This window comes from Paracoccaceae bacterium (assembly GCA_033344815.1).
Taxonomy (GTDB): Bacteria; Pseudomonadota; Alphaproteobacteria; order Rhodobacterales; family Rhodobacteraceae; genus Roseobacter.
This window is the reverse complement of record JAWPMR010000001.1, coordinates 3,764,055-3,786,097: the sequence shown is the minus strand read 5'-3', so window position 1 is coordinate 3,786,097 and position 22,043 is coordinate 3,764,055. Positions and strand designations below refer to the sequence as shown.

The following is a 22,043-nucleotide window of genomic DNA, read 5'->3' as shown; positions in this document are numbered from 1 at the left end:
CGCAGCTTCGCTAGAAAGCGGACATGAGTGACCTTTTCGATGACCTGCCGACGTCTTCTGGACCGGCTCTGACGGAGGCGGGCGATCGCCCTTTGGCCGACAGGATGCGCCCTGCGCGGCTTGGTGACGTCATTGGTCAGGATCACTTGCTGGCACCGGACGCGCCGCTTGGGGCGATGCTGGCCGCCAACGCCTTGTCTTCGCTGATCTTCTGGGGACCGCCCGGGGTGGGTAAAACGACCATCGCACGACTTCTGGCGGATGCCTCCGACCGGGCCTTCGTGCAGATCAGCGCGATCTTCTCCGGCGTATCCGAGCTGCGCAAAGTGTTTGAGGCGGCCAAGACCCGGCAGCGTATCGGTCAGGGCACACTGCTGTTTGTTGACGAAATCCACCGCTTCAACAAGGCGCAACAAGACGGATTTCTGCCCCATATGGAGGACGGGACCCTTGTGCTGGTCGGCGCAACCACGGAAAATCCCTCCTTTGAGTTGAACTCCGCTCTTTTATCGCGGTCGCAGGTGCTGGTATTGCGCCGGTTGGAAACACCCGCGCTCGAAACCCTCATGACCCGCGCAGAACAGTTGTTGGGCACAACCTTGCCACTGACGGCAGATGCGCGAACCGCGCTTGTGAACATGGCGGATGGGGACGGGCGCGCGTTGTTGAACCTGATCGAACAGGCCGCGACCATCAAAAGTGACGCACCACTGCAGCCCAAGGAACTCGCCCAAAGGCTTCAGCGTCGCGCGGCACAATATGACAAATCAGGCGACGGGCATTACAACCTGATCTCGGCGCTGCATAAATCTGTGCGCGGCTCGGATCCGGATGCGTCCCTTTATTGGCTCGCGCGAATGCTGAGCGCCGGGGAAGATCCGCGGTTTCTGGCGCGCCGCATTACCCGCATGGCCGTCGAAGACATTGGTCTGGCCGATCCGCAGGCCAACCGCCTTTGTCTGGATGCCTGGGCGACCTATGAACGCCTCGGCTCGCCTGAGGGGGAATTGGCGCTGGCACAGGCGGTGATTTACCTCGCGCTAGCGCCAAAATCCAATGCGGCCTATGTGGCCTATAAACAGGCCATGAAACTGGCCAAGCAAACCGGCTCTGAGCCGCCTCCGAAACACATCTTGAATGCCCCTACGGACCTGATGAAACAGGAAGGATACGGTCAGGGCTATGCCTATGATCACGACGCAGAGGACGGTTTTTCAGGCCAGCACTATTTCCCCGATGATATGGCGCGCACCGTGCTTTATGCCCCGCCGGAACGCGGGTATGAACGCGAAATGAAAAAGCGGTTGGCCTATTTCGAAAAGCTGCGCGACAAACGACATGAGGACTGATCAGGCGGGTTTGACTGATGTGCCGCTCTGACTCTGATGCGGCCCCCCAGGGTCGGCAATTGTCGCGGCGCATCTTTCAAGCAAGGTGCTTTTCGAGCCTCTGAGATGCAACAGGACCGCGGCCCGAGCCATCTTGCATAAACCTGGCTGTTTTCCCAACCCGCGTCACACAAAAAAAACCCTTGTCCCGCGCGGGACAAGGGCGTTGCATGCCGCAATGATGCGAAATTCTTATACGTCGACAGCTTCGTCTTCGGCAGCGACGCGCGCCTTGTCCGCAGCACCTTTTGCATCGCGATCACGGTCCACGAATTCAATGATCGCCATCGGCGCCATATCCCCATAACGGAAACCGGCCTTGAGAACGCGTACATAACCGCCCTGGCGGTCTTTGTAGCGTGGTCCAAGTACATCAAAGAGTTTCGAGACGTATTGGTCTTGCTTCAATTTGCTGGCGGCCTGACGGCGGGCATGCAAATCGCCGCGTTTCGCGAGCGTGATCATTTTCTCGATGATCGGGCGCAGTTCTTTTGCCTTGGGCAAAGTTGTTTTGATTTGCTCATGTTCAATGAGCGAGCCTGCCATGTTCGCCCAGAGCGCCTTGCGGTGCTCATGTGTGCGGTTGAGGCGGCGGTATCCACGTGCGTGACGCATATTTCTTCTCCTAGATGTGCCCTCTACGGGCGATTTTACTTTGTCTGGCCGGCGATGCGTGTCACCAACTCTCCTTGGGGCAGATTGCCCGGGTCGTGATGGTGGCCCAAAGGCCCACCCTACGGCATGTCACCCGTAAGGTGGGCTTTCAGGCCACCGCCTTTTTTAGAATGAATCCTCGAACTTCTTGGCGAGGTCTTCGATGTTGTCTGGTGGCCAATCCTCGACATCCATGCCGAGGTGCAGGCCCATGCCCGAAAGGACTTCTTTGATTTCATTCAAAGACTTGCGGCCGAAGTTCGGCGTGCGCAGCATTTCCGCTTCGGTTTTCTGGATCAGGTCACCGATGTAGACAATATTGTCGTTTTTCAAGCAGTTCGCCGAACGTACCGACAGTTCCAACTCGTCCACTTTCTTCAGCAGAAGCGGGTTGAACTCAAGACCATCGTCCTCATCCGCGCGCGACGCAGACTCCGGCTCGTCGAAGTTGACGAAGATGCCCAGCTGGTCCTGCAGAATGCGTGCAGCGAAAGCCACCGCATCATCCGGCGTCAGCGATCCGTCGGTTTCCACCTTCATGGTCAGTTTGTCATAGTCCAGAACCTGCCCTTCACGGGTTGGCTGCACGTCATAGCTGACTTTTTTGACCGGCGAATAGATCGCATCGATCGGGATCAGACCAATCGGCGCGTCCTCAGGCTTGTTCTTCTCGGAAGACACATACCCCTTGCCCTGATTGACCGTCAGTTCCATGTAGACGTCTGCACCATCATCAAGGTGGCAAATCACATGCTCGCGGTTCAGAACTTCGATGCCCGCGGACTCCGAAATATCGCCCGCCGTGACAACGCCTGGACCTTTGGCCGAAATCGACAAACGCTTGGGTCCTTCGACTTCCATGCAGATGCTGACGCCTTTGAGGTTCAAAATGATGTCGGTCACATCTTCGCGCACACCGGCAACGGATGAGAACTCGTGCAACACGTTGTCGATCTGTACGGATGTGATCGCCGCGCCCTGCAACGATGACATCAGCACGCGACGCAGCGCGTTGCCCATGGTCAGACCAAAGCCACGCTCCAGCGGCTCGGCGGTGACTACCGCCTGACGTGCCGGATCATTACCCGGCTTTACGTCCAATTGTTGCGGCTTGATCAATTCAGCCCAATTCTTGTGGATCATGCGTCCCTCCATTCTTGTCAGCCCCCCATGTCCCTAAGGCGCAGACTCTCGAGGTTTCAAAAAAGCGAAATGGGGCCGTGCGAAAACACACGGTCCCACGTAGTAAAATTGCGATTAAACGCGACGGCGCTTGGGTGGGCGGCAGCCGTTGTGCGCCATCGGTGTCACGTCACGAATCGATGTGATGTTGAACCCGGCAGCAGCCAGCGCGCGCAAGGCGCTCTCACGACCAGAACCCGGACCCTGCACTTCGACTTCAAGCGTTTTCACGCCGTGCTCTTGTGCTTTGCGACCGGCATCTTCAGCAGCCATCTGGGCTGCGTAAGGTGTCGATTTGCGCGATCCCTTGAAACCCATGGTGCCGGCGGAAGACCATGCAATCGCATTGCCCTGCACATCCGAGATCAGGATCTTGGTGTTGTTGAAGGAGCTGTTCACATGCGCCACACCTGCTGCGATGTTCTTGCTGGCCTTTTTCTTAACGCGTATTTTATCACGTGCCATTGGTCAGACCCTCCCTTATTTCTTCTTACCGGCAATGGCCTTTGCGGGGCCTTTGCGGGTGCGAGCGTTGGTGTGGGTGCGCTGACCGCGAACCGGCAGGTTACGACGGTGGCGCAAGCCACGGTAGCACCCAAGGTCCATCAGACGCTTGATGTTCATCTGCGTGTCACGACGCAGGTCGCCCTCAACGGAATAATTCGCGTCGATGTGCTCGCGCACGGCCAGAACTTCGGCGTCAGACAGCTCGTTGATACGGCGGGAGGCGTCGATGCCAACAGCTTCGCAAATCGCTTTTGCGGAGGCGTTGCCGATGCCAGTGATATATGTGAGGGCGATTGGAACCCGCTTTGCAGTCGGGATGTTTACGCCGGCAATACGTGCCACGTGGGGACTTCCTTTTCGTTGCGGGTCCGTGATACCAGACCCTTTTTTCACAAACGAAGCCCGGGGCATGAACGGCACCGGGCATCAGCTGATCAGGTGATCCTGCAAGGACATGAGCAACACGCCCCACAGATTGATTCTCGCGAGAGATAGCGCGTGTTATGGGGTTTTTAAGATCGCGTCAAGGCGCGGTGTTTTTGGGCAACCCGTCGGGCGAAAACCCGTTTCGGAACGACAAAGATAGACGCCCAGTCCAACCACAGGTAGAATTGCGGCGTAATGCGTGTTCAAGTATGAGGATCTGTCGTGAAAAACCCAAAACAGCGTCGCATGACGCATGGCAAACGTCAGCCAATCCTCAGCCAGAACATCCCGGATCGCAGGGTCCCACATAACCGGCTGAGTGATCTGCAACACCAAGCCAACCGGAGCGCGACGACCCGGGCCTCGCAAGCCATCCAGCGGGAAGTGGATCGCAGCCCCATCACCCATAACGGCAGCTATGACGCAAAGGGTAATTTGCCCGGCGATGGCAGCGCAGATGTCGCAGATTGGGCAAAAGATCACTATAACGAGGTGAACAAGGGACCCGCAGCCGTGGATGACAGGCCGATTACGCATAACGCTGGATATGACGCGCACGGCGATCTGGCAGTGGACCGTAGCAACGAGCTTGCAAAACAAGCCTACCTTGATGAGCCGATGACCCTGATGTGCAGCATGGTTGATGGCAAAATCGGCAGCATCTATTTTGAAGGCGGGCGCGTCCGCACCACCCATACCAGCGGCCCGACAAAATCAGAACATGACAAGGATCGGCTGTTTCAGTTCAACATAGACCGCCGCGCCGCACATATTTTCTACACCCGCACCGGTGACAAAAAGCGATGGGAGAAGCACTTTAAAAAGGTCTCCCCCGGCCGGGTTTTCAACGAGTGGCTCGCGCACGCCCTCAAAGGCCAAGGGGTAACAGCCACGCCGGCCTGGGCCACGCCGATCCTGAGCCCTGACGATGCGCTGCCAGACGACGGTCATCAGGACGATGCGGGGTTGAAACTCTTTGAGGTCATGGTCAAAAGAAACGGTCGCCTCGGCAAACACCCCTCACGCGGGGCCCTCGTCAAGATGCAGATGAGCCTGACGCGCAAGGATCTGGCCATGCTCAAGAAGGTTGGCGAAACGGTTGCCAACAGCGACAATACTTACCTTGGGAACCAGCTTTTTTACAACTTCGTGAAGGCTTCACTGCCCGACCTGCTTCCCTTCATTCGAACCCCCGATGAGATTGTCGCCGAGGATGAGGAGTGGGAGCGGCAGCACCAACCGAAAAAGAAGAAAAAATGGTTTGGGCGATAGCCTGCCCAAGCGAGCAACCTGCATCAGGCCGTGACAGGCTCCTGCGCTTCCAAGACGGCTTTGATCTCGTCCTGTACCGCGTCAATCGCGCCCAGACCATCCACACGGGACAGCATATCCTTGGCATAGTAGTACCCGATCAGCGGCGAAGTCTGTTTGTAATATTCCATCAGGCGGGTCTTGAGGCTGTCCTCATTGTCGTCCGCGCGGCGCTTGAATTCGGTGCCGCCGCAATTGGTGCATTTGCCGTCCGCCGGGATCGGCTTGGTGTTGTCATTATAGACCTCACCGCACATGCCACAGGTTGATCGCGCGGTGATTCGCGCCACAAGAGCTTCATCATCCACGCGCATTTCGACCACTGAGTCCAAGGTCTCACCCTGCGTTTCCAGCAAGGTGCCCAGCGCATCGGCCTGTGCCAGCGTACGGGGGAAACCGTCGAAGATGAACCCGTTTGCCTTCACCGTCTCCAGCTTTTCGCGGATCAGACCAATCACGATTTCGTCCGTGACCAAAGCGCCGCGCGCCATCACATCGGCGACGATCTTGCCCATCTCCGTGCCGGAGTCCTTGGCTTCGCGCAGCATATCACCGGTGCTCAACTGCACCATGCCGCGTGTTTCAACAAGGTGACGCGCCTGCGTCCCCTTGCCTGCGCCCGGAGGCCCCAGCAATATTATATTCATCGGCGGACAGGGCTCCGTTTCTTGCGTGGTTTGCCACCCGATTTTCCGCGCAACTGCGACTTTTCAAGGAGGCCTTCATATTGATGCGCCAAAAGATGGCTTTGCACCTGTTGGATCGTATCCATTGTTACCGACACCACGATCAGAACGGAAGTACCACCAAAGTAGAAGGGGATCGCAAACTGTCCGCGCAGGATTTCGGGCAGCAGGCAGACCGCCGCCAGATACCCGGAGCCCAGCACCAGCACCCGGTTGACCACATATTCAAGGTACTCGGCGGTTTTCTTGCCCGGACGAATGCCCGGCACAAAACCGTTCTGGTTCTTGAGGTTGTCGGCCACATCATCCGGTTTGAAGCTGACGTTGAACGTGTAGAAATAGGCAAAGAACACAATCATCACGACAAAGAATGTCAGATAAAGCGGCTGGCCGGGACCAAAGTTCGCCAGCAACCAGGACATCACCGGATTGGTGGAATTGCCTGAGAACGTACTGATCGTGACGGGCAACAACAGCAGCGAGGAGGCAAAGATCGCCGGGATGACGCCTGACGGATTGACCTTGACCGGCAAGTGGCTGGAGCCACCGTCATAGACTTTCATGCCCACCTGACGTCGCGGATACTGAATATGGATCTTGCGCAGCGCCCGTTCCATGAACACCACGAACATGATCGTCGCCACCACCATCACCAGAACGCCGATGATCACCGCCGGGCTGATGGCGCCGGACCGGCCTGAGGCAAAGAACTGCGCCATGGCGGCGGGCACCTCGGCGATGATGCCGACAAAAATGATCAGTGAAATACCGTTGCCGATGCCGCGTGCGGTGATTTGCTCACCCAGCCACATCAGGAACATGGTGCCCCCGACCAGCGTGATCACGCAGGAGGCGCGGAAAAACATGCCGGGATCGGTGACAATATCGCCCGCTTCCAGGCTGACCGCGAGGCCATATGCCTGCAGCGTGGCCAGGAAAACCGTCCCGAAGCGCGTATATTGATTGATTTTCTTGCGGCCCTGCTCGCCTTCTTTCTTCAGCTGTTCCAGCTTGGGAACCATGGAGGTCAGAAGCTGAACAATGATCGAGGCCGAAATATAGGGCATGATCCCGAGGGCAAAAATGCCCATCCGCCCCAGCGCCCCACCGGTGAACATGGATACCATGCCGCCGATGCCCTGCCCGGCCTGCTCCATGAACTCGCGCAGGGCAACGCCGTCAATACCCGGCACGGGGATGAACGTTCCCAGACGGTAAACGATCAGCAGGCCAAGGGTGAAGAGGATACGGTTGCGCAGATCAGTTGCTTTTCCCAGCGCGGACCAGCTGGTGTTTGCAGCCATGCTTTCAACGGCAGATACCATGAGGGCTCTCTTTCGATACGTATACGCCGCCCGGGCCGTTTTCCGGCGGGGCGGCGTAAAGGAAAACTAGAATGCTTATGTAAGCGGCAAGGACGCCGCCCACAAGCCTATTCCTGCGGCTTAAGCCTCTGCTTCCGCCGCAACCGGTGCGGTTATGGTCAGCGAACCGCCTGCTTTTGCCACTGCGTCGACGGCGGATTTGGATGCGCCTGTGACCTCAAGGGTCAGCTTTGTGCTCACATCACCCTTCGCCAACACGCGAATACCGTCCAATTTACGGCGAATGAGGCCGGACTCGACCAGAACGTCTTCGGTGATCGTTGCGGAAGCGTCGATCTTTTTCGCGTCGATGAATTTCTGGATCAGGCCTAGGTTCACAACTGCGTATGATTTGCGATTTGGCTTGTTGAAGCCGCGTTTTGGCAGACGTTGGTAGAGGGGCATCTGCCCGCCTTCGTACCCATTGATCGCCACACCCGAACGGGATTTTTGACCTTTGATACCACGGCCACCCATTTTACCGGTGCCGGAACCCGGACCACGACCGACGCGCTTGCGTTTTTTGGTGGCCCCTGCGTTATCGGAAAGTTCGTTCAGTTTCATTGTCGCTTCTCCTTTGGCCGGATATACCCCCCAGCGACGGGAGCGGGCAAACACGGCGTTTCGATTCTATGTCACCCCATGAGGTGATCGTGGGCGTATAGACGGGGTTGCAGGACGGATCAAGGGTCAGTTTAGGTCCAGCGCAGGGGCAGCGGTCATCATCATCCACCACCGGCCAGAAAGCCCCCCTGCTCTGGGGCCCTCACATCCGGTCAATCAAGGGCAAAAAAAGACAAATACAGCTAAACCCACAGAGGTGATTTGCCCTTTGGACGCGATTCCAATGGGATGCGCCGCTGGTTGGCCTGCGACCTTGCCCAATACCGCTGATGCGGGTTTTGCAGCCCTTCCATCACATGAGCCTATTTAGAATTTCCGGGTCGCTATTGCCGTTCTGCCTCGACAGATCCCGGGTTCCTTTCAGAACAAAAACGTCGAGGTGTCGCACCCGTCCATTTGCGGAAGGCTCGGGAAAAATTTGAGGCGGTGGAGTAACCTAATGACGCAGCAATGTCAGCGATTGGTTCACTGCCTGCCTCGACTTGTTCTATCGCCACCTCTTTGCATATGTCATTGCGGATTCTGTGAAAACTCGTACCCGCGGCTTTTAGCTCCCGTTGAAGATTCCAGGGTTTCAGTCCCATGGTGTTGGCCAATTCTTCAAGATTGAATCCCGGGTCTGAAATACGTTGCCTCACGACTTCCCGCACGCGCGTCGGGATGTCTTCGGGCTGATACTTTGATAGATTTGCGGGACAAACACCGGCTGCAGGTTGCATCGTTCCAATGGTTCCTGCAAGCCACCTCGCTGGAAAACGAAGCGTCATCCCTTCTGATCCGTGCAGAACCGAAGTCTTTGGAAGCAAGTCATCCGGTATGAGAGACTGGTCTGAGGTGACTGCAACAACATCGCTAACCCGATATGCCTCGGCCATAGCCTGTTTCAGCAGCTCGACAAAGAAACCAATCGCAACGGCATCAGCGAAACGCGCATCAGATGACGCGCTTTTGGGGCGAAACAGCTTCCAAAGCGCGATACGACCTTGGACATCCAACCTGTAAATTGCGCTGCCTCCCTGATCTTCAGCCGTCGCGCAGAACTGAAGGAAGCATTCGAGAACAGTTATTTTTTCCGCGAACATTGGCAGTATCGCGGCCCAGCCGCCTTGGGCCATATAAGAACCCATGCGGGCGCAATAGCCGCAATCTCCGGCCACTTCACTGCCCCAACCCAAAAAACTGTATACGACATTCGCAGGGACAAAGGTTGTCGGCTTTTTCAAATTCTCGGGGTCAACACCAAGCTGACGTGCAATGCGCGCCTCCTCCATGTTACGTCGCAGCAAATCATCAACGAAGGGTTGAAGGAAGAGAATGCTCTGGCTGGGTTGTTTTCGGTGCTCCATTAGAAATCATAACACGAGCTCTGCAAAAAACATTCACCATACGACAGGAATCTACCAAGTCGTTGCCTAATGATTATCACAGGTACATTTTTGTTTGCTATTCTGTGGCGAGAGTAAATCCGTGGGTTAGCAATGAATTTCGCCAGCAAAAGTCGTCAAACCCTGTGCCATTTCAGCATGATTATCCTGCGAACCCGGCAGCACGTAAAACACTCACGAACATACGGCATCTGAATACAAAGGAGAACATTCAGTGAAATACCTGATTTCAGCATTGGTTTTTGCGGGCGCTCTTGCGGGCTCGGCCTTCGCCAGCGAAGAGAGCAAGACCTGGGACGCCTCGCCCGAGGCAAAGCAGTTCGTCATGGACACCATTGTCATTGGGATGCTGGCCAGCCCCTATGGCACCGGCTGGACCGAATACGAGCAGTTGCACGAGTATTTCGACCGTGCACGCGAGAACGGGATCACAGGCCACGAAATGACCCTGACCGCCGCCGACATGAATTTCGACACCCTGCTGGAGCAGCATTACCATTTCCGGGCCGCTATGGCGCAGCAGCCGGACAAGTTCGTGATCGTCAACGAAACCCGCGACATTGAGGCGGCGCATATTCAGGGCAAGACGGCGGTGATCTGGAACAGCCAGACAGCGACAATTCTGGATGGCGACCTGAAGAAAATGGCGCTCTTCAAGGACATGGGGATCAAGACGATGATCCTTGCCTACAATGATGTTTTCAGAACCGGCACCGGCCAGCTCTCCGCCCAGAAGGGGCTGGATATCGGGTTGACCCCATGGGGCAAGTCGGTGATCGACGAAATGGTGCGTTTCGGGATCATTCTGGATCTCAGCCATACCGGATCCAAGTCGGCCAACGACGCTATGGATTACATGGACGAGAACTATCCGGGCGTTCCATATGTCTTCACCCATTCCGTGCCCGCCGGTCTTTACAAGGACGAACCGGGGGCCACGCCGCAGGGCTGCTATCGCAACATTCCCGATGACGAAGCACTTCGGGCGGCGAAGTCTGGCGGCTATATTGCGCCGACCTTCACCGAATGGATGATGGACGGGATCTGGCCCGATGATATCTCGCCCAAGCAGGCGGCCGACATGATCGACTACTACGTCAAGCTGGTGGGCGTGGATCACGTGGGCATCGCGACGGACGATATGTTCTCGACCGAACTGGTGGTGGCGTTCGCCGAGGCCAATCCCAGCATGTATGACGACGGGGGCTACATGACCGATGCGTTCGATATTGGCGCGACCGGCAACGGCGAGCTGGCCAAGATCCTCGCCGCGATCACCGATGATCTCTGGGCGCGCGGCTATTCCAATGAAGATCTCGCCAAGATCTACGGTGGCAACAAGATGCGCGTCTTCGCGCAGGTCTGGGAAGGAAAGCCGCCGGAACAGTTCCTCGCGGAATACCCCGAGCGCCTGCGCCTTCGGGAAGAAATGAGAAAGGGCTTTTTTTCGCGCTGATCTTCCGGGCCCGGTCGCCTGATGGCCGGGTCGACCCGGAAACATCGCCGGGAACGGCGGCGATATTGTCGATGTATCAATGATCAGACAGGCAAACGCCTTCCTGCCGTTCCTGCTGGCAATGACCGCACAGGCAAAGATCACCGCCGATCTTGCCCCTGACGGCGGGCTGACCGATCCGCAGCTCCGCTTGGGTTTGCGACACAACGTGGCACCGGGCTGGTGCGAACGGAAAGAAACACTGGCGCAGGACGGATATCGCTTCAACTGCGACTATCTTGTGCTGGTTCAGCCATCAAAGGCGGACACCAGTGCAGCTGAGGCAACCAGCAGCACTTTCAGGTTCTATGAGAATTTCCAGAGCTTGGCAGAGCGGCATCTGCCCGCCTTCATACCCATTGATCGCCACACCCAAACCGGATTTTTGCCGCTTGACACCACGGCCACCCATCTCACCAGTGCCCGGACCACAACCCACGCGCTTGTGTTTATTGCTGGCACCCGTGTTATCGGAAAGTTCATTCAGTCTCACTGTCGCTTCTCTTGTGGCCGGATGTACCCCGCCCGCGGCAGGAGCGGGCAAACACGGCCTTTCGCTTCTACGTCACCCAGATAGGTGATCTTGGGCGCAAAGGCGGGGTTGACGCATGGATCAGGGGGCCGCTTAGGTCCCGCGGAATGGCAGCGGCCATTGTCACTGACCAGAAAGCGTCCTTAAAGCACTGTGGCGCTTGTTCCGTCGCATCTTGTCATGCAAGAGCCAGACAGACCTAGTGCTGCCCATTCAAAACTGCCGACTTGGCCATCGAACGCGGTGTCCAAAGAATGCGACGCTGGTTTGTCTGGAGACCTTGGCCAATGTCGTTGATGCGGACAGGATGAGCTTTTGGCGACCCGTGCGAGGATGACCGCTGTCGCATCCACGAGCTACGTGCTAATTCGCAAAAAAGGACAGAGCTTAAAACCAGCGTTTTATGTTAAACCGGTAAAAACGTTCGTCACCATGCTGAATATCGGCTTCGCCGCTGTATCCTAAGGAGTTGTATCATGTCCGACAATTACGTCGCTCTTTTGGGCACAAAAGGTGGGCCAGCGATCCGTCCGGGATCCACGATGCCGACATCTTCGTTGTATGTGTTGAATGACCAGAAGATCGTTGTCGACTGTGGGCTGGGCGTCACCAAAGGACTGGTCGATCAAGGTATGCAGCTGAAAGATCTGTCATTGGTCATAATCAGTCACCTGCATTCTGATCATTACCTTGAACTGGGGCCGCTGTTGCACACCGCTTGGACCGCAGGGCTAAAAACAACCGTAGAGGTCTACGGCCCGCCCGGTTTGGACGTCTATTGGGAAGGTTTTTGCGCGTCAATGAAGGCAGACATCGACTTGCGTATCGAAGATGAGGGTCGACCGGACTTGCGTGATCTCATCATCATCCACGCTATCGATTCAGGGCCCGTGGTATCCCGTGATGGCATCACGATCTCAGCCATTCGCAACCAGCACCCGCCCCTTGTCCATACCTTTGCATTGTCGTTCAAAACCGATGATGTGCACGTTGTGTATTCCGGCGATACCGCCCCAATCAAAGCGCTTGAGGATTTCGCGCGAGGTGCGGACTTGTTGATCCACGAGGCGATGCTGGAATCCGCCTTGCCTGCGCTCGTGAAACGCGTTGGAAACGGCAGTGACAAGTTGATGGCGCACTTGCTGCGCTCTCACACTTTCGCGCATGATGCGGCCAGGACGGCAGCGAACGCTGATGTCAAACGGCTTGCGCTCACGCATCTTCTTCCCTCCGATGACCCTGCCTATGGCCCACAGGATTGGCAAGACGCCTGTGCCGGGTACTACGATGGCGAACTTATTGTTGGCCACGACGCTATCCGCATCGCACTCTGAGACGTGTAACTGCGCAACGTCCCACAGACCGCGCCTGCCAGATGAGCCGGCGCATACCAATGACCCTCGTCATTGTTGCATTTGAAGGAGAGCCAGTTTTCGACTTTAAATAGCGCTCTTCAAAAATCATGTCCTTGTAGAAGACTTTGCGCCACTGCGGCGTTACCGGAGATTCATCCGCCATGCAGAACGGGTCAGTCTGTGCTGAGGGTTAACAGGCGTCCACACAAGAAAACGCCCCGCAGTTTCCCGCGAGGCGTTTTTAATCTTTTGAAGGCGAAACCCGGGGCTCCGCCCGTGAATTCCTCAAACGCTCCACTGGAACGTTTGCCGGTCCCGAGGGGCCGGACCGGAATTCACCCCTTTTCTTCGATGATCTCAACCATGTGAGAGATCGAATTTACCATACCGCGCACGGAAGGGGTGTCTTCCAGCTCGCGGGTGCGGTTCATTTTGTTCAGGCCCAACCCGATCAGCGTGGCACGCTGTTTGGCGGGGCGGCGGATCGGGGAGCCGATCTGTTTTACAACAATAGTCTTGGCCATGATTATGCCTCCTCAGCCACGGGTGCGGCCTCTGCTTTTTCTTCGCGCTTGGGCAGAATGTCAGCCACTTTCTTGCCGCGACGCTGCGCAACAGACCGTGGGCTCGACTCTTTGCGCAACCCGTCCATGGTGGCGCGGATCATGTTGTAGGGGTTTTGCGATCCGATGGATTTGGACACAACGTCCTTCACACCCAGCATTTCGAAAACCGCACGCATTGGACCCCCGGCAATGATCCCGGTACCTTCTGGGGCGGTCCGCATCACCACCTTGCCGGCGCCGTGACGGCCTTCCATGTCATGGTGCAGGGTGCGACCTTCGCGCAACTGCACGCGGATCATTTGGCGCTTGGCTTGCTCGGTGGCTTTGCGGATGGCCTCGGGGACCTCTTTCGCTTTGCCTTTGCCAAAACCAACACGTCCTTTTTGATCGCCGACAACCACGAGGGCTGCGAAACCAAAGCGCTTACCCCCTTTTACGGTTTTGGACACGCGGTTGATAGCGACCAGACGGTCGGCGAATTCCGGTGCTTCGTCACGATCGCGGCGTGGGCCACGACGGTTTTCACGTTCTGCCATTGAGAACATCCTTAAATTGCTGGGCAAGCGCCCGATTATGTCAATCCCAGTGGAACAATGTCCCCCGGATCATCGAGGCGGCACAGCCTGCGCCGCCTACGTTGTCTCAAACAAAGGGTGGCCTGAAAGCCCACCCTACGGTGTCTGCGGGTAAGGTAGGCTTTCAGGCCACCTTCCTTTTAGATCTTCAGACCACCTTCACGAGCGGCGTCGGCAACTGCCTTGACCTTACCGTGAAAGAGGAAACCGCCACGGTCGAAATACGCCTCCGACACACCGGCCTTTTTCGCGCGCTCGGCGATTGCCGTACCCACTTTGGTCGCTGCTTCGACGTTATTCTTGCCCACCACACCCAGCGCTTTTTCGAGCGTCGAGGCGGAAGCGATTGTGGCGCCTGCCACATCGTCGATCAACTGAACGGAGATGTTTTTGTTGGAGCGGTGAACCGACAGGCGCACGCGACCAGCGTTGACCTTGCGGAGTTTGTTCCGAACGCGCAGGCGGCGTTTCAGAAACAGTTGTCTTTTGCTGTTTGCCATCTGTGTGTTCCTTACTTCTTCTTGCCTTCTTTGCGGAAGACGAACTCGCCTTTGTAACGAATGCCTTTGCCCTTATAGGGCTCGGGTTTACGCCACTGGCGGATGTTCGCGGCGACCTGACCAACAAGCTGTTCGTCAATACCTTCCACAACCACTTCGGTTTGCTTTGGCGCGGTTACAGTTACGCCCGCAGGCGGTGTGTAATCCACATCATGGCTGAGACCGAGGTTCAGTTTCAATGTGTTGCCGGTCATCGCGGCACGATAGCCAACACCCTGAATTTCAAGCTCTTTCTTGAAACCCGTGGTCACACCGGTGACAAGGTTTTCAACCATCGTGCGGGACATGCCCCACTGCTGGCGCGCGCGCTTTGATTTACCGCGTGGCGTGATGGTCACAACATTGTCTTCAACCGTCAGTGTCACATCATCCGTTGCGCTGAACGTCCGTGTGCCCTTGGGGCCTTTGACTTCGATGGTCTGACCGCTGACTGATGCGCTGACACCAGAGGGCAGATCGACCGGTTTTTTACCAATACGAGACATCTTGCCCTCCTTAGAAGACGGTGCAGAGCACTTCGCCACCAACGTTGGCGCTGCGTGCTGCTTGGTCCGACATCACACCCTTTGGGGTGGAGACAATCGACACGCCGAGGCCCTGACGGACAACGGGGATGTCATTGACGCCCATGTAAACGCGACGACCGGGTTTGGAAACCCGCTTCAATTCGCGAATAACAGGTTCGCCCTCATAATACTTCAGGCTGATCTCGATGGCCGGATGACCATCTTCACCGGTGGTTTTTTCATAGCCCCGGATGTAACCTTCGTCCGCCAGCACGTCCAACACCCAGGCGCGCAGCTTGGAGCCGGGCGTCATGACGGTGGATTTGCCGCGCAACTGCGAGTTACGGATGCGTGTCAGCATATCTGCGATAGGATCGTTCATGTGATGCGCTCCCTACCAGCTCGACTTGACCATGCCGGGGATTTGGCCCGCTGAGCCAAGATCCCGCAACGCGATCCGCGAAATTTTCAGTTTACGATAATAAGCGTGCGGACGACCTGTCAGCTGGCAGCGGTTGTGCAAACGCACAGCCGAAGAGTTGCGAGGCAGTTTCGCCAGCTTCAGGGAGGCGCGGAAACGCTCTTCCATCGGCTTGCTTTCATCATTCACGATTGCTTTGAGATCCGCACGTTTCGCCGCGTATTTTGCGACCAGACGTTCGCGCTTCTTCTCACGCTCGATCATTGCTTTTTTAGCCATATCTAAATCCCTCCCGCGCTTATGAATTGAAGGGCATGTTGAAAGCTTTCAACAGGCTCTTTGCTTCAGCGTCGGTTTGCGCCGTTGTGGCGATCACGATGTCCATTCCCCAGTTCTCATCAATTGTGTCGAAATTGATTTCAGGGAAAACCAGATGCTCTTTGAGGCCCATGGCATAGTTGCCACGTCCATCAAAGGACTTGCCCGATACGCCGCGGAAGTCGCGGATACGAGGCATTGCAATCGTGGTCAGACGATCAAGGAATTCATACATGCGATCCCCGCGCAGGGTCACTTTCGCGCCCATTGGCATGTCCTCACGCACCCGGAAACCCGCGATGGATTTCTTGGCCGTTGTGGTCAAAGCCTTCTGACCGGCAATCAGCGTCAGATCAGCTTGCGCCGACTTTGCTTTCTTGCTGTCGCGGACGGCGGCGGCACCACATCCGATGTTCAGGACGATCTTGTCCAGACGCGGGATCTGCATGTCGTTCTTGTAGCCGAACTCTTCTTTCATCGCCGCACGGATCGTGTCGTGATAAACAGACTTCAGACGGGGTGTATATGTTGCAGTATCAAGCATCAGATCACATCCCCTGTTGTCTTGGCGAAACGCACTTTCTTGTCGCCGTCCATCTTGAACCCGACGCGCGTGGCTTTGCCCTTGGCATCCACATAGGCGAGGTTGCTCAGATCAATCGGCATCGCCTTGGGGATGCGACCCCCCTGGCTTTCCTGGGACTGGCGTGTGGCGCGGATCGAAATATTGACCCCGTCCACGATGGCCTTGTTGGATTTCGGATCAACGGAAGAAATAGATCCAGTCTTGCCCTTGTCCTTGCCGGCCAGAACGATGACCTTGTCACCTTTTTTCAGCTTAGCAGCCATGATTACAGCACCTCCGGCGCGAGCGAGATGATTTTCATGAAATTCTTGCCGCGCAACTCACGCACAACCGGGCCAAAGATACGTGTACCGATGGGCTCGTTGTTGTTGTTGAGGATGACGGCCGCGTTGCGATCAAAACGGATCGCGGTGCCGTCGTCGCGGCGGACTTCCTTGGCGGTGCGAACGACAACGGCCTTGCGGACGTCGCCCTTTTTCACACGACCGCGGGGGATGGCTTCCTTGACCGACACGACAATGATGTCGCCGACGGATGCGTATTTACGCTTGGAACCACCCAGAACCTTGATGCACTGAACACGGCGCGCGCCGCTATTGTCAGCAACATCCAGGTTGGTCTGCATCTGGATCATTTGGTTTCTCCCGACCTATGGGGGGCCGATGCGTGGCCAGATCCCCAGGGTTTCGATTAAGTTCGGTTATGCCTTACGCGTCAGCCGCGACGAGCACTTCCCAACGTTTGGTCTTCGACTTTGGTGCACATTCCACGATGCGAACTGCGTCGCCCGTCTTGAATGTGTTGTTCTCATCGTGCGCCCGGTATTTTTTGGACTTACGGATGGTCTTCTTCAGAACCGGGTGCGTAAAGCGGCGCTCTACGGATACAGTCACTGTTTGGGCGTTTGCGTCAGAGGTCACGACGCCGGACAGAATACGCTTTGGCATAGGTGCTCTCCTTATTCAGACGCTGCAGCAGCAGCTTTTTGGTTCAGAATGGTTTTGACACGGGCCGCGTCGCGACGCGCCTTGCGGATCTGTGCGGGGTTCTCCAACTGGCCTGTCGCTTGCTGAAAGCGCAGGTTAAAAGAGGCCTTTTTCAGATTGGCCAGCTCTTCACGCAGCTGGTCCGGTGTCTTGTCGTGCAATTCCTTGGCGTCCATCGCCCTATTCCTTTCAACATCACGGGAAGGCCCAACGCGCATCTCTTTGAAAGACACGCCAGGTCACCCTGATTCCCGTGGAGTTCATGATGAAGGGGCCGTATAGGCGCAACCCGCCAACATCGCAACCCCTTTCGGCCCGGAAATACCGGCCTCTCAGCCAGTCCCTCTTGTCCGGTGTGGCAACGCGGTCATCCGCTCAAGATCGGCCGCACTGTAGCAGGCGGGCACGTCGATAAATTCAACCAGCTGGATCTGCGGTGCCCCAAGCGCATTATCACGACATATATAACGCGCGTTGGTCGTGCTCAAAAGCTCACCGCCTGCGCCAAAATGCTGCCACATCACCCAAACCGAGTAATTGTTGGCGCGCGACAAACTCTGCGCCACAACATGGCTCTTCACCCGGCGTACACCCATCTCGTAATTCTTGCGGCACTGGTCTTTAATCTGGCGCAAGAAGGCCGCGTCATCAGCAAGGACAATAACCTCGCCATCAATATAAACCGCACCCGGATAAACATGGGTGCTGGCAACCGCTTCATACTCACCCGCCATGAAAGACCGCGCCATCGTCTCGAAAAAATCTTTTACTCCAACTTGTGTCACAACATCTCTCCCGCCTTCTGCGAAATATGCCCTTGCGTCGGGCCGCATCTGAAAAATTATCTGGTGATCAGCTGATTTTTTTTGATCAGTGAATTAAATGCACCATTGGGGTTGCAATACGCCTATGACGCGAATCCCATGGTCTGTTTGCGACACTTTGACGTCTGTTTTGGCCATGGCGAGAGAGTGACGTAACGGCAGAACATTCTTCCTTTTCCGCACGTCAAAAATGTTCATCCAACAAAACCATTTTACGCGCTCCGGCTGACGCTTTACGCTCTGGCGGGAATGCAGGAGAGATGACATGGATAAGATGATGCTGGCCGTGCGCGCGGTCCTGTCTAAATATATCACGTTTTCGGGGCGGGCCTCACGGTCGGAGTACTGGTGGTGGATTCTCGCCATTTTCCTGCTGTCCGCGCTGACGCAGCTGATCGACGCGCTGGTCATCGCGCCGATGTTGGGGATCGTGCCGGCGGCAGGCGACGACGCTTCCCAGCCGCTGAGCTTGATCCTGTCTCTCGCCATCCTGTTGCCGACTGTGGCTGTCGGCGTGCGGCGCCTGCATGACATCGGGCGATCGGGATGGTGGTTGCTCCTCTCCCTGATCCCGCTCATCGGCTTCCTGGTCTTGCTCTACTTTTATACCCGGCCCAGTGATCCGGAAAATGAATGGGGGCCGCCAAACCCGCTTTATTGATCCGTTTCAGCACGGAAGGTCACTGGTCCAGACCAAATGCCCCGCCACCCTTGCCAGCCGGCTGTGGTGACCCGATGTCCAACACGGCAGTCCGGCGCTGGCACGGTTCTAAGTCGCAGCCCGTCATGGCCGCGGAAGCAGGGGCAAAACCGCCGGAGGCGACTGTTTCGCGCACCCTCAGCACAACGGGTCGACCCAGGAAGCGGGCGGCGATGACAGGATTGGTCGGGTGTACCGGTTGGTGACCTGCCGCGACAAGAAGATCCAGACGCTGGCCATTGCCGGGCCATCGGGGCCGGGATTGCAGGCATCTCCGCGCCGGGTGCGGAAGGCGTTGATGCGCATAAGCATTGGCACCTCCCCCGTTCAGGCCGATCGCGGGTGATCTGTTAACATTCAGGCATCGCGCGCGGTGTTAATCGAGCAAACGGCGTACAATCGGTGCACAGGTTGTGTACGGCTTGTGTACCGATGTCACAGGGTCGAAAAGTGCAGTTTTACGGGCGTTAACCCGGTTTTCTGTCCCGAGTCGCGGTTTGGCCCGGTGCACAGGTCGCCAAAGGTTAAGATCATGCGCGGCCGCGCGCTCTCGCCAGTTGCGCCCGACTCGGCTAAAAGGCGGAGCATGTCAGATATCTCCTCACTCTTTGTGACCCGCCTCTATCAAGCCGCCCTGTCCGAGCAGGGCAAACCCATTGACCCGTCCGAGCTCGAGGCCTCCTGCTGGTCCATCGCCGAGGGCGACGAGGCCGGGCAGGAATGGTGCGACGAAAACGGCTTTCCCGGCTACACCAGCTATGCGTCCCTGACCGACCTGCCCTATCGTTTTCCGATCTTCAAAGATCTGGTGAAGGTGCTGAACAAGCACGTCAAAACCTTCGCCAAGGACCTCGCGTTCAACCTCGATGGGCGCAAGCTCAAGGTGGAGGACATCTGGATCAACATCCTGCCACCGGGCGGTATCCACACGGGCCACATCCACCCCCATTCAGTAATCAGCGGCACGACCTATGTGGCTGTCCCCGCGGGGGCAAGTGTGATCAAATTCGAAGATCCGCGCCTTGCCATGATGATGGCCGCCCCGACACGCCTCAAAGACGCCCGCCCCGAAATGCGCAGCTTTCACTACGTCACGCCCGAACCCGGCGAGGTCCTCCTCTGGGAAAGCTGGCTGCGCCACGAGGTCCCGCTGAACATGGCCGAAGAAGAACGGATTTCAGTTTCGTTCAATTACGGGTGGGGTTGAAGGTCCGCAATGCGGGACGAAGCAGGCATTTGCCGCGGCTGCGCCAAGGTCCGCTATGACAGCGGGTGACAGCCCGGCAGTCTTCGCCTAATCGTCAGCAAAACTGTAACAATTGCCTAGAGGAGAATGCCTGATGATTTCCTATGTTACTGTCGGTGCGGATGACATGAAACGTGCAGAACGGTTTTATTCTGCCTTCTTGCCAGCCCTCGGGTATAGCTTTGAAGAGTACCACGGGGACTTGAGCTACATTCCTCCGACCCAACCCGGTCAAAAACAGGTTTCGCCCGATTTCTACGTGAAGGCACCATCTAATGGTAGTCCCGCGTCGTCTGGAAACGGTTCGATGGTGGCATTTGAGATCAACAGCCAAACTCAAGTTCGAGAACTGCACGCAGCGGCGCTTGCTGCTGGTGGGGCTGACGAGGGCACGCCGGGTTTTCGCCCCACATACGGCTCCCACTTTTTCGTCGGCTACCTTCGCGACCCTCACGGAAACAAGGTTGCATTGTTCTGCGACAATCCGGACGAACCCGGACGAGACGATTAGAACTCGATACCGCCGACATTCATGCGGCTTGCAGCATCTCGCACTCTTTGGGTCTCTCTGCCGCCGTTAGATCGTTCGCAGCATGTCGCCAGAAGAATCACACAACCCTCTGTAAGTGCGGCCCAGAGCCGATATCCAGCAGCCAACTCAGATGCTGTGGTCGCAGCCCGCTTTGTGGACTTTTGCTACGAGCGCAAAAACCGGGCTACATCGAACTCACACATCTCGGACCTAGTTGCCCTTTGAATTCGGAACTTTGCTGGCGCAGCATTGCTTTGCACTTACGGCACGGCACTTGTTACAACGCAGCGCAGGTCACCGAAGCGGTCATTGAAAGCAGCGATGATCGGTGCAACCGAAACCGTTCTTTCGCCGCCGCTGGCTCGTATAAGCAAGGAGCGGATCAAGTGTGAGCTCGCCGCATTCGAACCAAAGCCGTTCTTAGGCATCTATGTACGATCGCCTATCATGAAATTACGGTTGCGATCTGATCCCATTGGTTTCGCGTTACGGCTTCTTGTTCCGCTATAAGCCAATAGGTTTCGTGATGATCCAACGTATCGTCGCTTAATCTTACCAAGCTACCTTCCGCGAGTTGCTTGGCGCACAGGGGCAAAGATCCGACGATTACGCCCAAGCCAGCAAGCGCTGCTCCAAGTGCGGATAGAAATGTGTCGAACCGATAGCTTGGAACAGGTGTCGTAGGAGAGTTAAATTGCGCCGCCCAGTCATTCCAACCGGGGCGCGCGCCGGAACAAGTGATGCGCGGCCAGTTTATCCAAGGGTCTGTGCGGCACGCCAGTTCGGGTGACGCCATTACCGCCATTTGTTCATTATACAACGGCAGCTTGTAAGTAGTTGGCCAAGACCCAGTCCCATAGCGGACCCCTATCACGCCGCTCTTTGGTGCATCATGTGCGCCCACCACCATGGTTTGAACCGACAAATCCCCGCCCGCAATGTCGCAAAATTGGCCCATGCGCGGTTGCAGCCACAGATCGATTACCGATTGGCTTGCAGAAATCGTCAGCCTTTTTCGTCCTGCACCGAATATTGCCTCCGAACTGTCGCGGATCGCACCAAGGGCGGATTGCACGTGGGGCAGCCACGCTTCGCCATCGGTTGTGAGGGTGATAGAGCGCGCCTGCCTTACAAACAACGCGGTGCCAAACAATTGTTCCAATTGGCCGATCCGCTGGCTAATCGCGGGCTGTGTCACACCCGTTTCTGCCGCTGCAGCTGTAAAGCTGCCGCAGCGCGCCGCTGCTTCGAACGCACGTATCCACTCAAGCGGCGGAAGTTTGAACTGAGCTTCATTCATTAGTGAAACCTACA

29 protein-coding genes and 1 pseudogene are annotated in these 22,043 nt (G+C 56.7%); 7 read left to right on the top strand and 23 right to left on the bottom strand.

All coding sequences use genetic code 11. The annotated features are described in order from the left end of the window. Nucleotides 1-23: 23 nt before the first annotated feature. On the top strand, nt 24-1,349 hold the full coding sequence (locus R8G34_17690; protein ID MDW3224684.1) for a replication-associated recombination protein A: 1,326 nt from the start codon (nt 24-26) through the stop codon (nt 1,347-1,349). Nucleotides 1,350-1,580: 231 nt separating this feature from the next. On the opposite strand, the gene rplQ is transcribed toward R8G34_17690, so the two are convergent. The 4 genes from rplQ to rpsM form a co-directional block, all read right to left on the bottom strand. Further along, nucleotides 1,581-2,003: a 50S ribosomal protein L17 gene (gene rplQ / locus R8G34_17685; protein ID MDW3224683.1), complete on the bottom strand. Its 423-nt coding sequence runs from the start codon at nt 2,001-2,003 to the stop codon at nt 1,581-1,583. Nucleotides 2,004-2,168: 165 nt separating this feature from the next. Further along, nucleotides 2,169-3,185 carry a DNA-directed RNA polymerase subunit alpha gene (locus R8G34_17680; GenBank protein ID MDW3224682.1) on the bottom strand — a complete coding sequence of 339 codons (1,017 nt, stop codon included), beginning with the start codon at nt 3,183-3,185 and terminating at the stop codon, nt 2,169-2,171. 114 nt (nt 3,186-3,299) lie between these two features. Further along, complete coding sequence (rpsK, locus tag R8G34_17675) at nt 3,300-3,689, bottom strand: 30S ribosomal protein S11 (protein MDW3224681.1); 390 nt, start codon at nt 3,687-3,689, stop codon at nt 3,300-3,302. Between the two features lie 15 nt (nt 3,690-3,704). Further along, complete coding sequence (rpsM, locus tag R8G34_17670) at nt 3,705-4,073, bottom strand: 30S ribosomal protein S13 (GenBank protein ID MDW3224680.1); 369 nt, start codon at nt 4,071-4,073, stop codon at nt 3,705-3,707. Between the two features lie 306 nt (nt 4,074-4,379). Between rpsM and R8G34_17665 the strand changes: the two genes are divergently transcribed. Further along, nucleotides 4,380-5,429, top strand: a complete 1,050-nt coding sequence (locus R8G34_17665; GenBank protein ID MDW3224679.1) for a hypothetical protein — start codon at nt 4,380-4,382, stop codon at nt 5,427-5,429. Nucleotides 5,430-5,452: 23 nt separating this feature from the next. Here the strand turns inward: R8G34_17665 and R8G34_17660 are convergent, their stop codons facing one another. The 4 genes from R8G34_17660 to R8G34_17645 form a co-directional block, all read right to left on the bottom strand. Further along, nucleotides 5,453-6,115: an adenylate kinase gene (locus R8G34_17660; protein ID MDW3224678.1), complete on the bottom strand. Its 663-nt coding sequence runs from the start codon at nt 6,113-6,115 to the stop codon at nt 5,453-5,455. Beyond that, on the bottom strand, nt 6,112-7,479 hold the full coding sequence (secY, locus tag R8G34_17655) for a preprotein translocase subunit SecY (GenBank protein MDW3224677.1): 1,368 nt from the start codon (nt 7,477-7,479) through the stop codon (nt 6,112-6,114). Before secY ends, R8G34_17660 begins: the two co-directional genes overlap by 4 nt. A 120-nt stretch (nt 7,480-7,599) precedes the next feature. Further along, a complete protein-coding gene (rplO, locus tag R8G34_17650; GenBank protein ID MDW3224676.1) occupies nt 7,600-8,082 on the bottom strand; it encodes a 50S ribosomal protein L15 in 483 nt (160 codons plus the stop codon). Nucleotides 8,083-8,465: 383 nt separating this feature from the next. Beyond that, nucleotides 8,466-9,224: an AraC family transcriptional regulator gene (locus tag R8G34_17645; protein ID MDW3224675.1), complete on the bottom strand. Its 759-nt coding sequence runs from the start codon at nt 9,222-9,224 to the stop codon at nt 8,466-8,468. A 517-nt stretch (nt 9,225-9,741) separates the two neighbouring features. Here R8G34_17645 and R8G34_17640 point away from each other — a divergent pair. Beyond that, the gene (locus R8G34_17640; GenBank protein ID MDW3224674.1) at nt 9,742-10,983 is read left to right on the top strand and encodes a membrane dipeptidase; all 1,242 of its coding nucleotides are present in this window, start codon (nt 9,742-9,744) and stop codon (nt 10,981-10,983) included. Nucleotides 10,984-11,341: 358 nt separating this feature from the next. On the opposite strand, the pseudogene R8G34_17635 reads toward R8G34_17640, so the two are convergent. After that, nucleotides 11,342-11,515 (bottom strand): annotated as a pseudogene (locus R8G34_17635) (50S ribosomal protein L15). A gap of 515 nt (nt 11,516-12,030) precedes the next feature. Between R8G34_17635 and R8G34_17630 the strand changes: the two are divergent. Further along, entirely contained in the window at nt 12,031-12,888 is an 858-nt protein-coding gene (locus tag R8G34_17630; GenBank protein MDW3224673.1) for an MBL fold metallo-hydrolase, read from the top strand. A 356-nt stretch (nt 12,889-13,244) separates the two neighbouring features. Here the strand turns inward: R8G34_17630 and rpmD are convergent, their stop codons facing one another. The 12 genes from rpmD to R8G34_17570 all read right to left on the bottom strand — a co-directional run bounded on the left by rpmD (nt 13,245) and on the right by R8G34_17570 (nt 18,212). Next, complete coding sequence (rpmD, locus tag R8G34_17625; GenBank protein MDW3224672.1) at nt 13,245-13,433, bottom strand: 50S ribosomal protein L30; 189 nt, start codon at nt 13,431-13,433, stop codon at nt 13,245-13,247. 2 nt (nt 13,434-13,435) lie between these two features. Continuing rightward, the gene (rpsE, locus tag R8G34_17620) at nt 13,436-14,011 is read right to left on the bottom strand and encodes a 30S ribosomal protein S5 (GenBank protein ID MDW3224671.1); all 576 of its coding nucleotides are present in this window, start codon (nt 14,009-14,011) and stop codon (nt 13,436-13,438) included. A gap of 179 nt (nt 14,012-14,190) precedes the next feature. Further along, nucleotides 14,191-14,550, bottom strand: a complete 360-nt coding sequence (gene rplR, locus R8G34_17615) for a 50S ribosomal protein L18 (GenBank protein MDW3224670.1) — start codon at nt 14,548-14,550, stop codon at nt 14,191-14,193. An 11-nt stretch (nt 14,551-14,561) separates the two neighbouring features. After that, nucleotides 14,562-15,095 carry a 50S ribosomal protein L6 gene (gene rplF, locus R8G34_17610; protein MDW3224669.1) on the bottom strand — a complete coding sequence of 178 codons (534 nt, stop codon included), beginning with the start codon at nt 15,093-15,095 and terminating at the stop codon, nt 14,562-14,564. Nucleotides 15,096-15,105: 10 nt separating this feature from the next. Continuing rightward, a complete protein-coding gene (gene rpsH, locus R8G34_17605) occupies nt 15,106-15,498 on the bottom strand; it encodes a 30S ribosomal protein S8 (GenBank protein ID MDW3224668.1) in 393 nt (130 codons plus the stop codon). Between the two features lie 12 nt (nt 15,499-15,510). Further along, nucleotides 15,511-15,816: a 30S ribosomal protein S14 gene (gene rpsN / locus R8G34_17600; GenBank protein MDW3224667.1), complete on the bottom strand. Its 306-nt coding sequence runs from the start codon at nt 15,814-15,816 to the stop codon at nt 15,511-15,513. A gap of 19 nt (nt 15,817-15,835) precedes the next feature. Next, nucleotides 15,836-16,399, bottom strand: coding sequence for a 50S ribosomal protein L5 (gene rplE / locus R8G34_17595; GenBank protein ID MDW3224666.1), 564 nt, complete (start codon nt 16,397-16,399; stop codon nt 15,836-15,838). Then, on the bottom strand, nt 16,399-16,704 hold the full coding sequence (gene rplX / locus R8G34_17590) for a 50S ribosomal protein L24 (GenBank protein ID MDW3224665.1): 306 nt from the start codon (nt 16,702-16,704) through the stop codon (nt 16,399-16,401). The genes rplE and rplX overlap by 1 nt, the downstream gene beginning before the upstream one ends. Nucleotides 16,705-16,706: 2 nt before the next feature. Further along, nucleotides 16,707-17,075, bottom strand: coding sequence for a 50S ribosomal protein L14 (rplN, locus tag R8G34_17585; protein MDW3224664.1), 369 nt, complete (start codon nt 17,073-17,075; stop codon nt 16,707-16,709). A gap of 73 nt (nt 17,076-17,148) precedes the next feature. After that, entirely contained in the window at nt 17,149-17,388 is a 240-nt protein-coding gene (gene rpsQ, locus R8G34_17580; GenBank protein MDW3224663.1) for a 30S ribosomal protein S17, read from the bottom strand. An 11-nt stretch (nt 17,389-17,399) separates the two neighbouring features. Next, nucleotides 17,400-17,603 carry a 50S ribosomal protein L29 gene (rpmC, locus tag R8G34_17575; GenBank protein MDW3224662.1) on the bottom strand — a complete coding sequence of 68 codons (204 nt, stop codon included), beginning with the start codon at nt 17,601-17,603 and terminating at the stop codon, nt 17,400-17,402. Between the two features lie 156 nt (nt 17,604-17,759). Beyond that, a complete protein-coding gene (locus tag R8G34_17570) occupies nt 17,760-18,212 on the bottom strand; it encodes a hypothetical protein (protein MDW3224661.1) in 453 nt (150 codons plus the stop codon). Nucleotides 18,213-18,516: 304 nt separating this feature from the next. Here R8G34_17570 and R8G34_17565 point away from each other — a divergent pair, with 304 nt between their 5' ends. Next, nucleotides 18,517-18,912 carry a DUF805 domain-containing protein gene (locus R8G34_17565; protein ID MDW3224660.1) on the top strand — a complete coding sequence of 132 codons (396 nt, stop codon included), beginning with the start codon at nt 18,517-18,519 and terminating at the stop codon, nt 18,910-18,912. A 474-nt stretch (nt 18,913-19,386) separates the two neighbouring features. Here R8G34_17565 and R8G34_17560 read toward each other — a convergent pair whose 3' ends face one another. Continuing rightward, the gene (locus R8G34_17560) at nt 19,387-19,539 is read right to left on the bottom strand and encodes a hypothetical protein (protein MDW3224659.1); all 153 of its coding nucleotides are present in this window, start codon (nt 19,537-19,539) and stop codon (nt 19,387-19,389) included. Between R8G34_17560 and R8G34_17555 the strand changes: the two genes are divergently transcribed. Together R8G34_17555 and R8G34_17550 are read left to right on the top strand one after the other, a co-directional pair. Next, nucleotides 19,538-20,158, top strand: a complete 621-nt coding sequence (locus R8G34_17555; GenBank protein ID MDW3224658.1) for a TIGR02466 family protein — start codon at nt 19,538-19,540, stop codon at nt 20,156-20,158. The two genes, R8G34_17560 and R8G34_17555, sit on opposite strands and share 2 nt — an antisense overlap. 133 nt (nt 20,159-20,291) lie before the next feature. Beyond that, entirely contained in the window at nt 20,292-20,708 is a 417-nt protein-coding gene (locus tag R8G34_17550; protein ID MDW3224657.1) for a VOC family protein, read from the top strand. A gap of 466 nt (nt 20,709-21,174) precedes the next feature. Here R8G34_17550 and R8G34_17545 read toward each other — a convergent pair whose 3' ends face one another. Further along, nucleotides 21,175-22,029 (bottom strand): LysR family transcriptional regulator, encoded by an 855-nt coding sequence (locus R8G34_17545; protein MDW3224656.1) that lies wholly within the window; start codon nt 22,027-22,029, stop codon nt 21,175-21,177. Nucleotides 22,030-22,043: the final 14 nt, after the last annotated feature.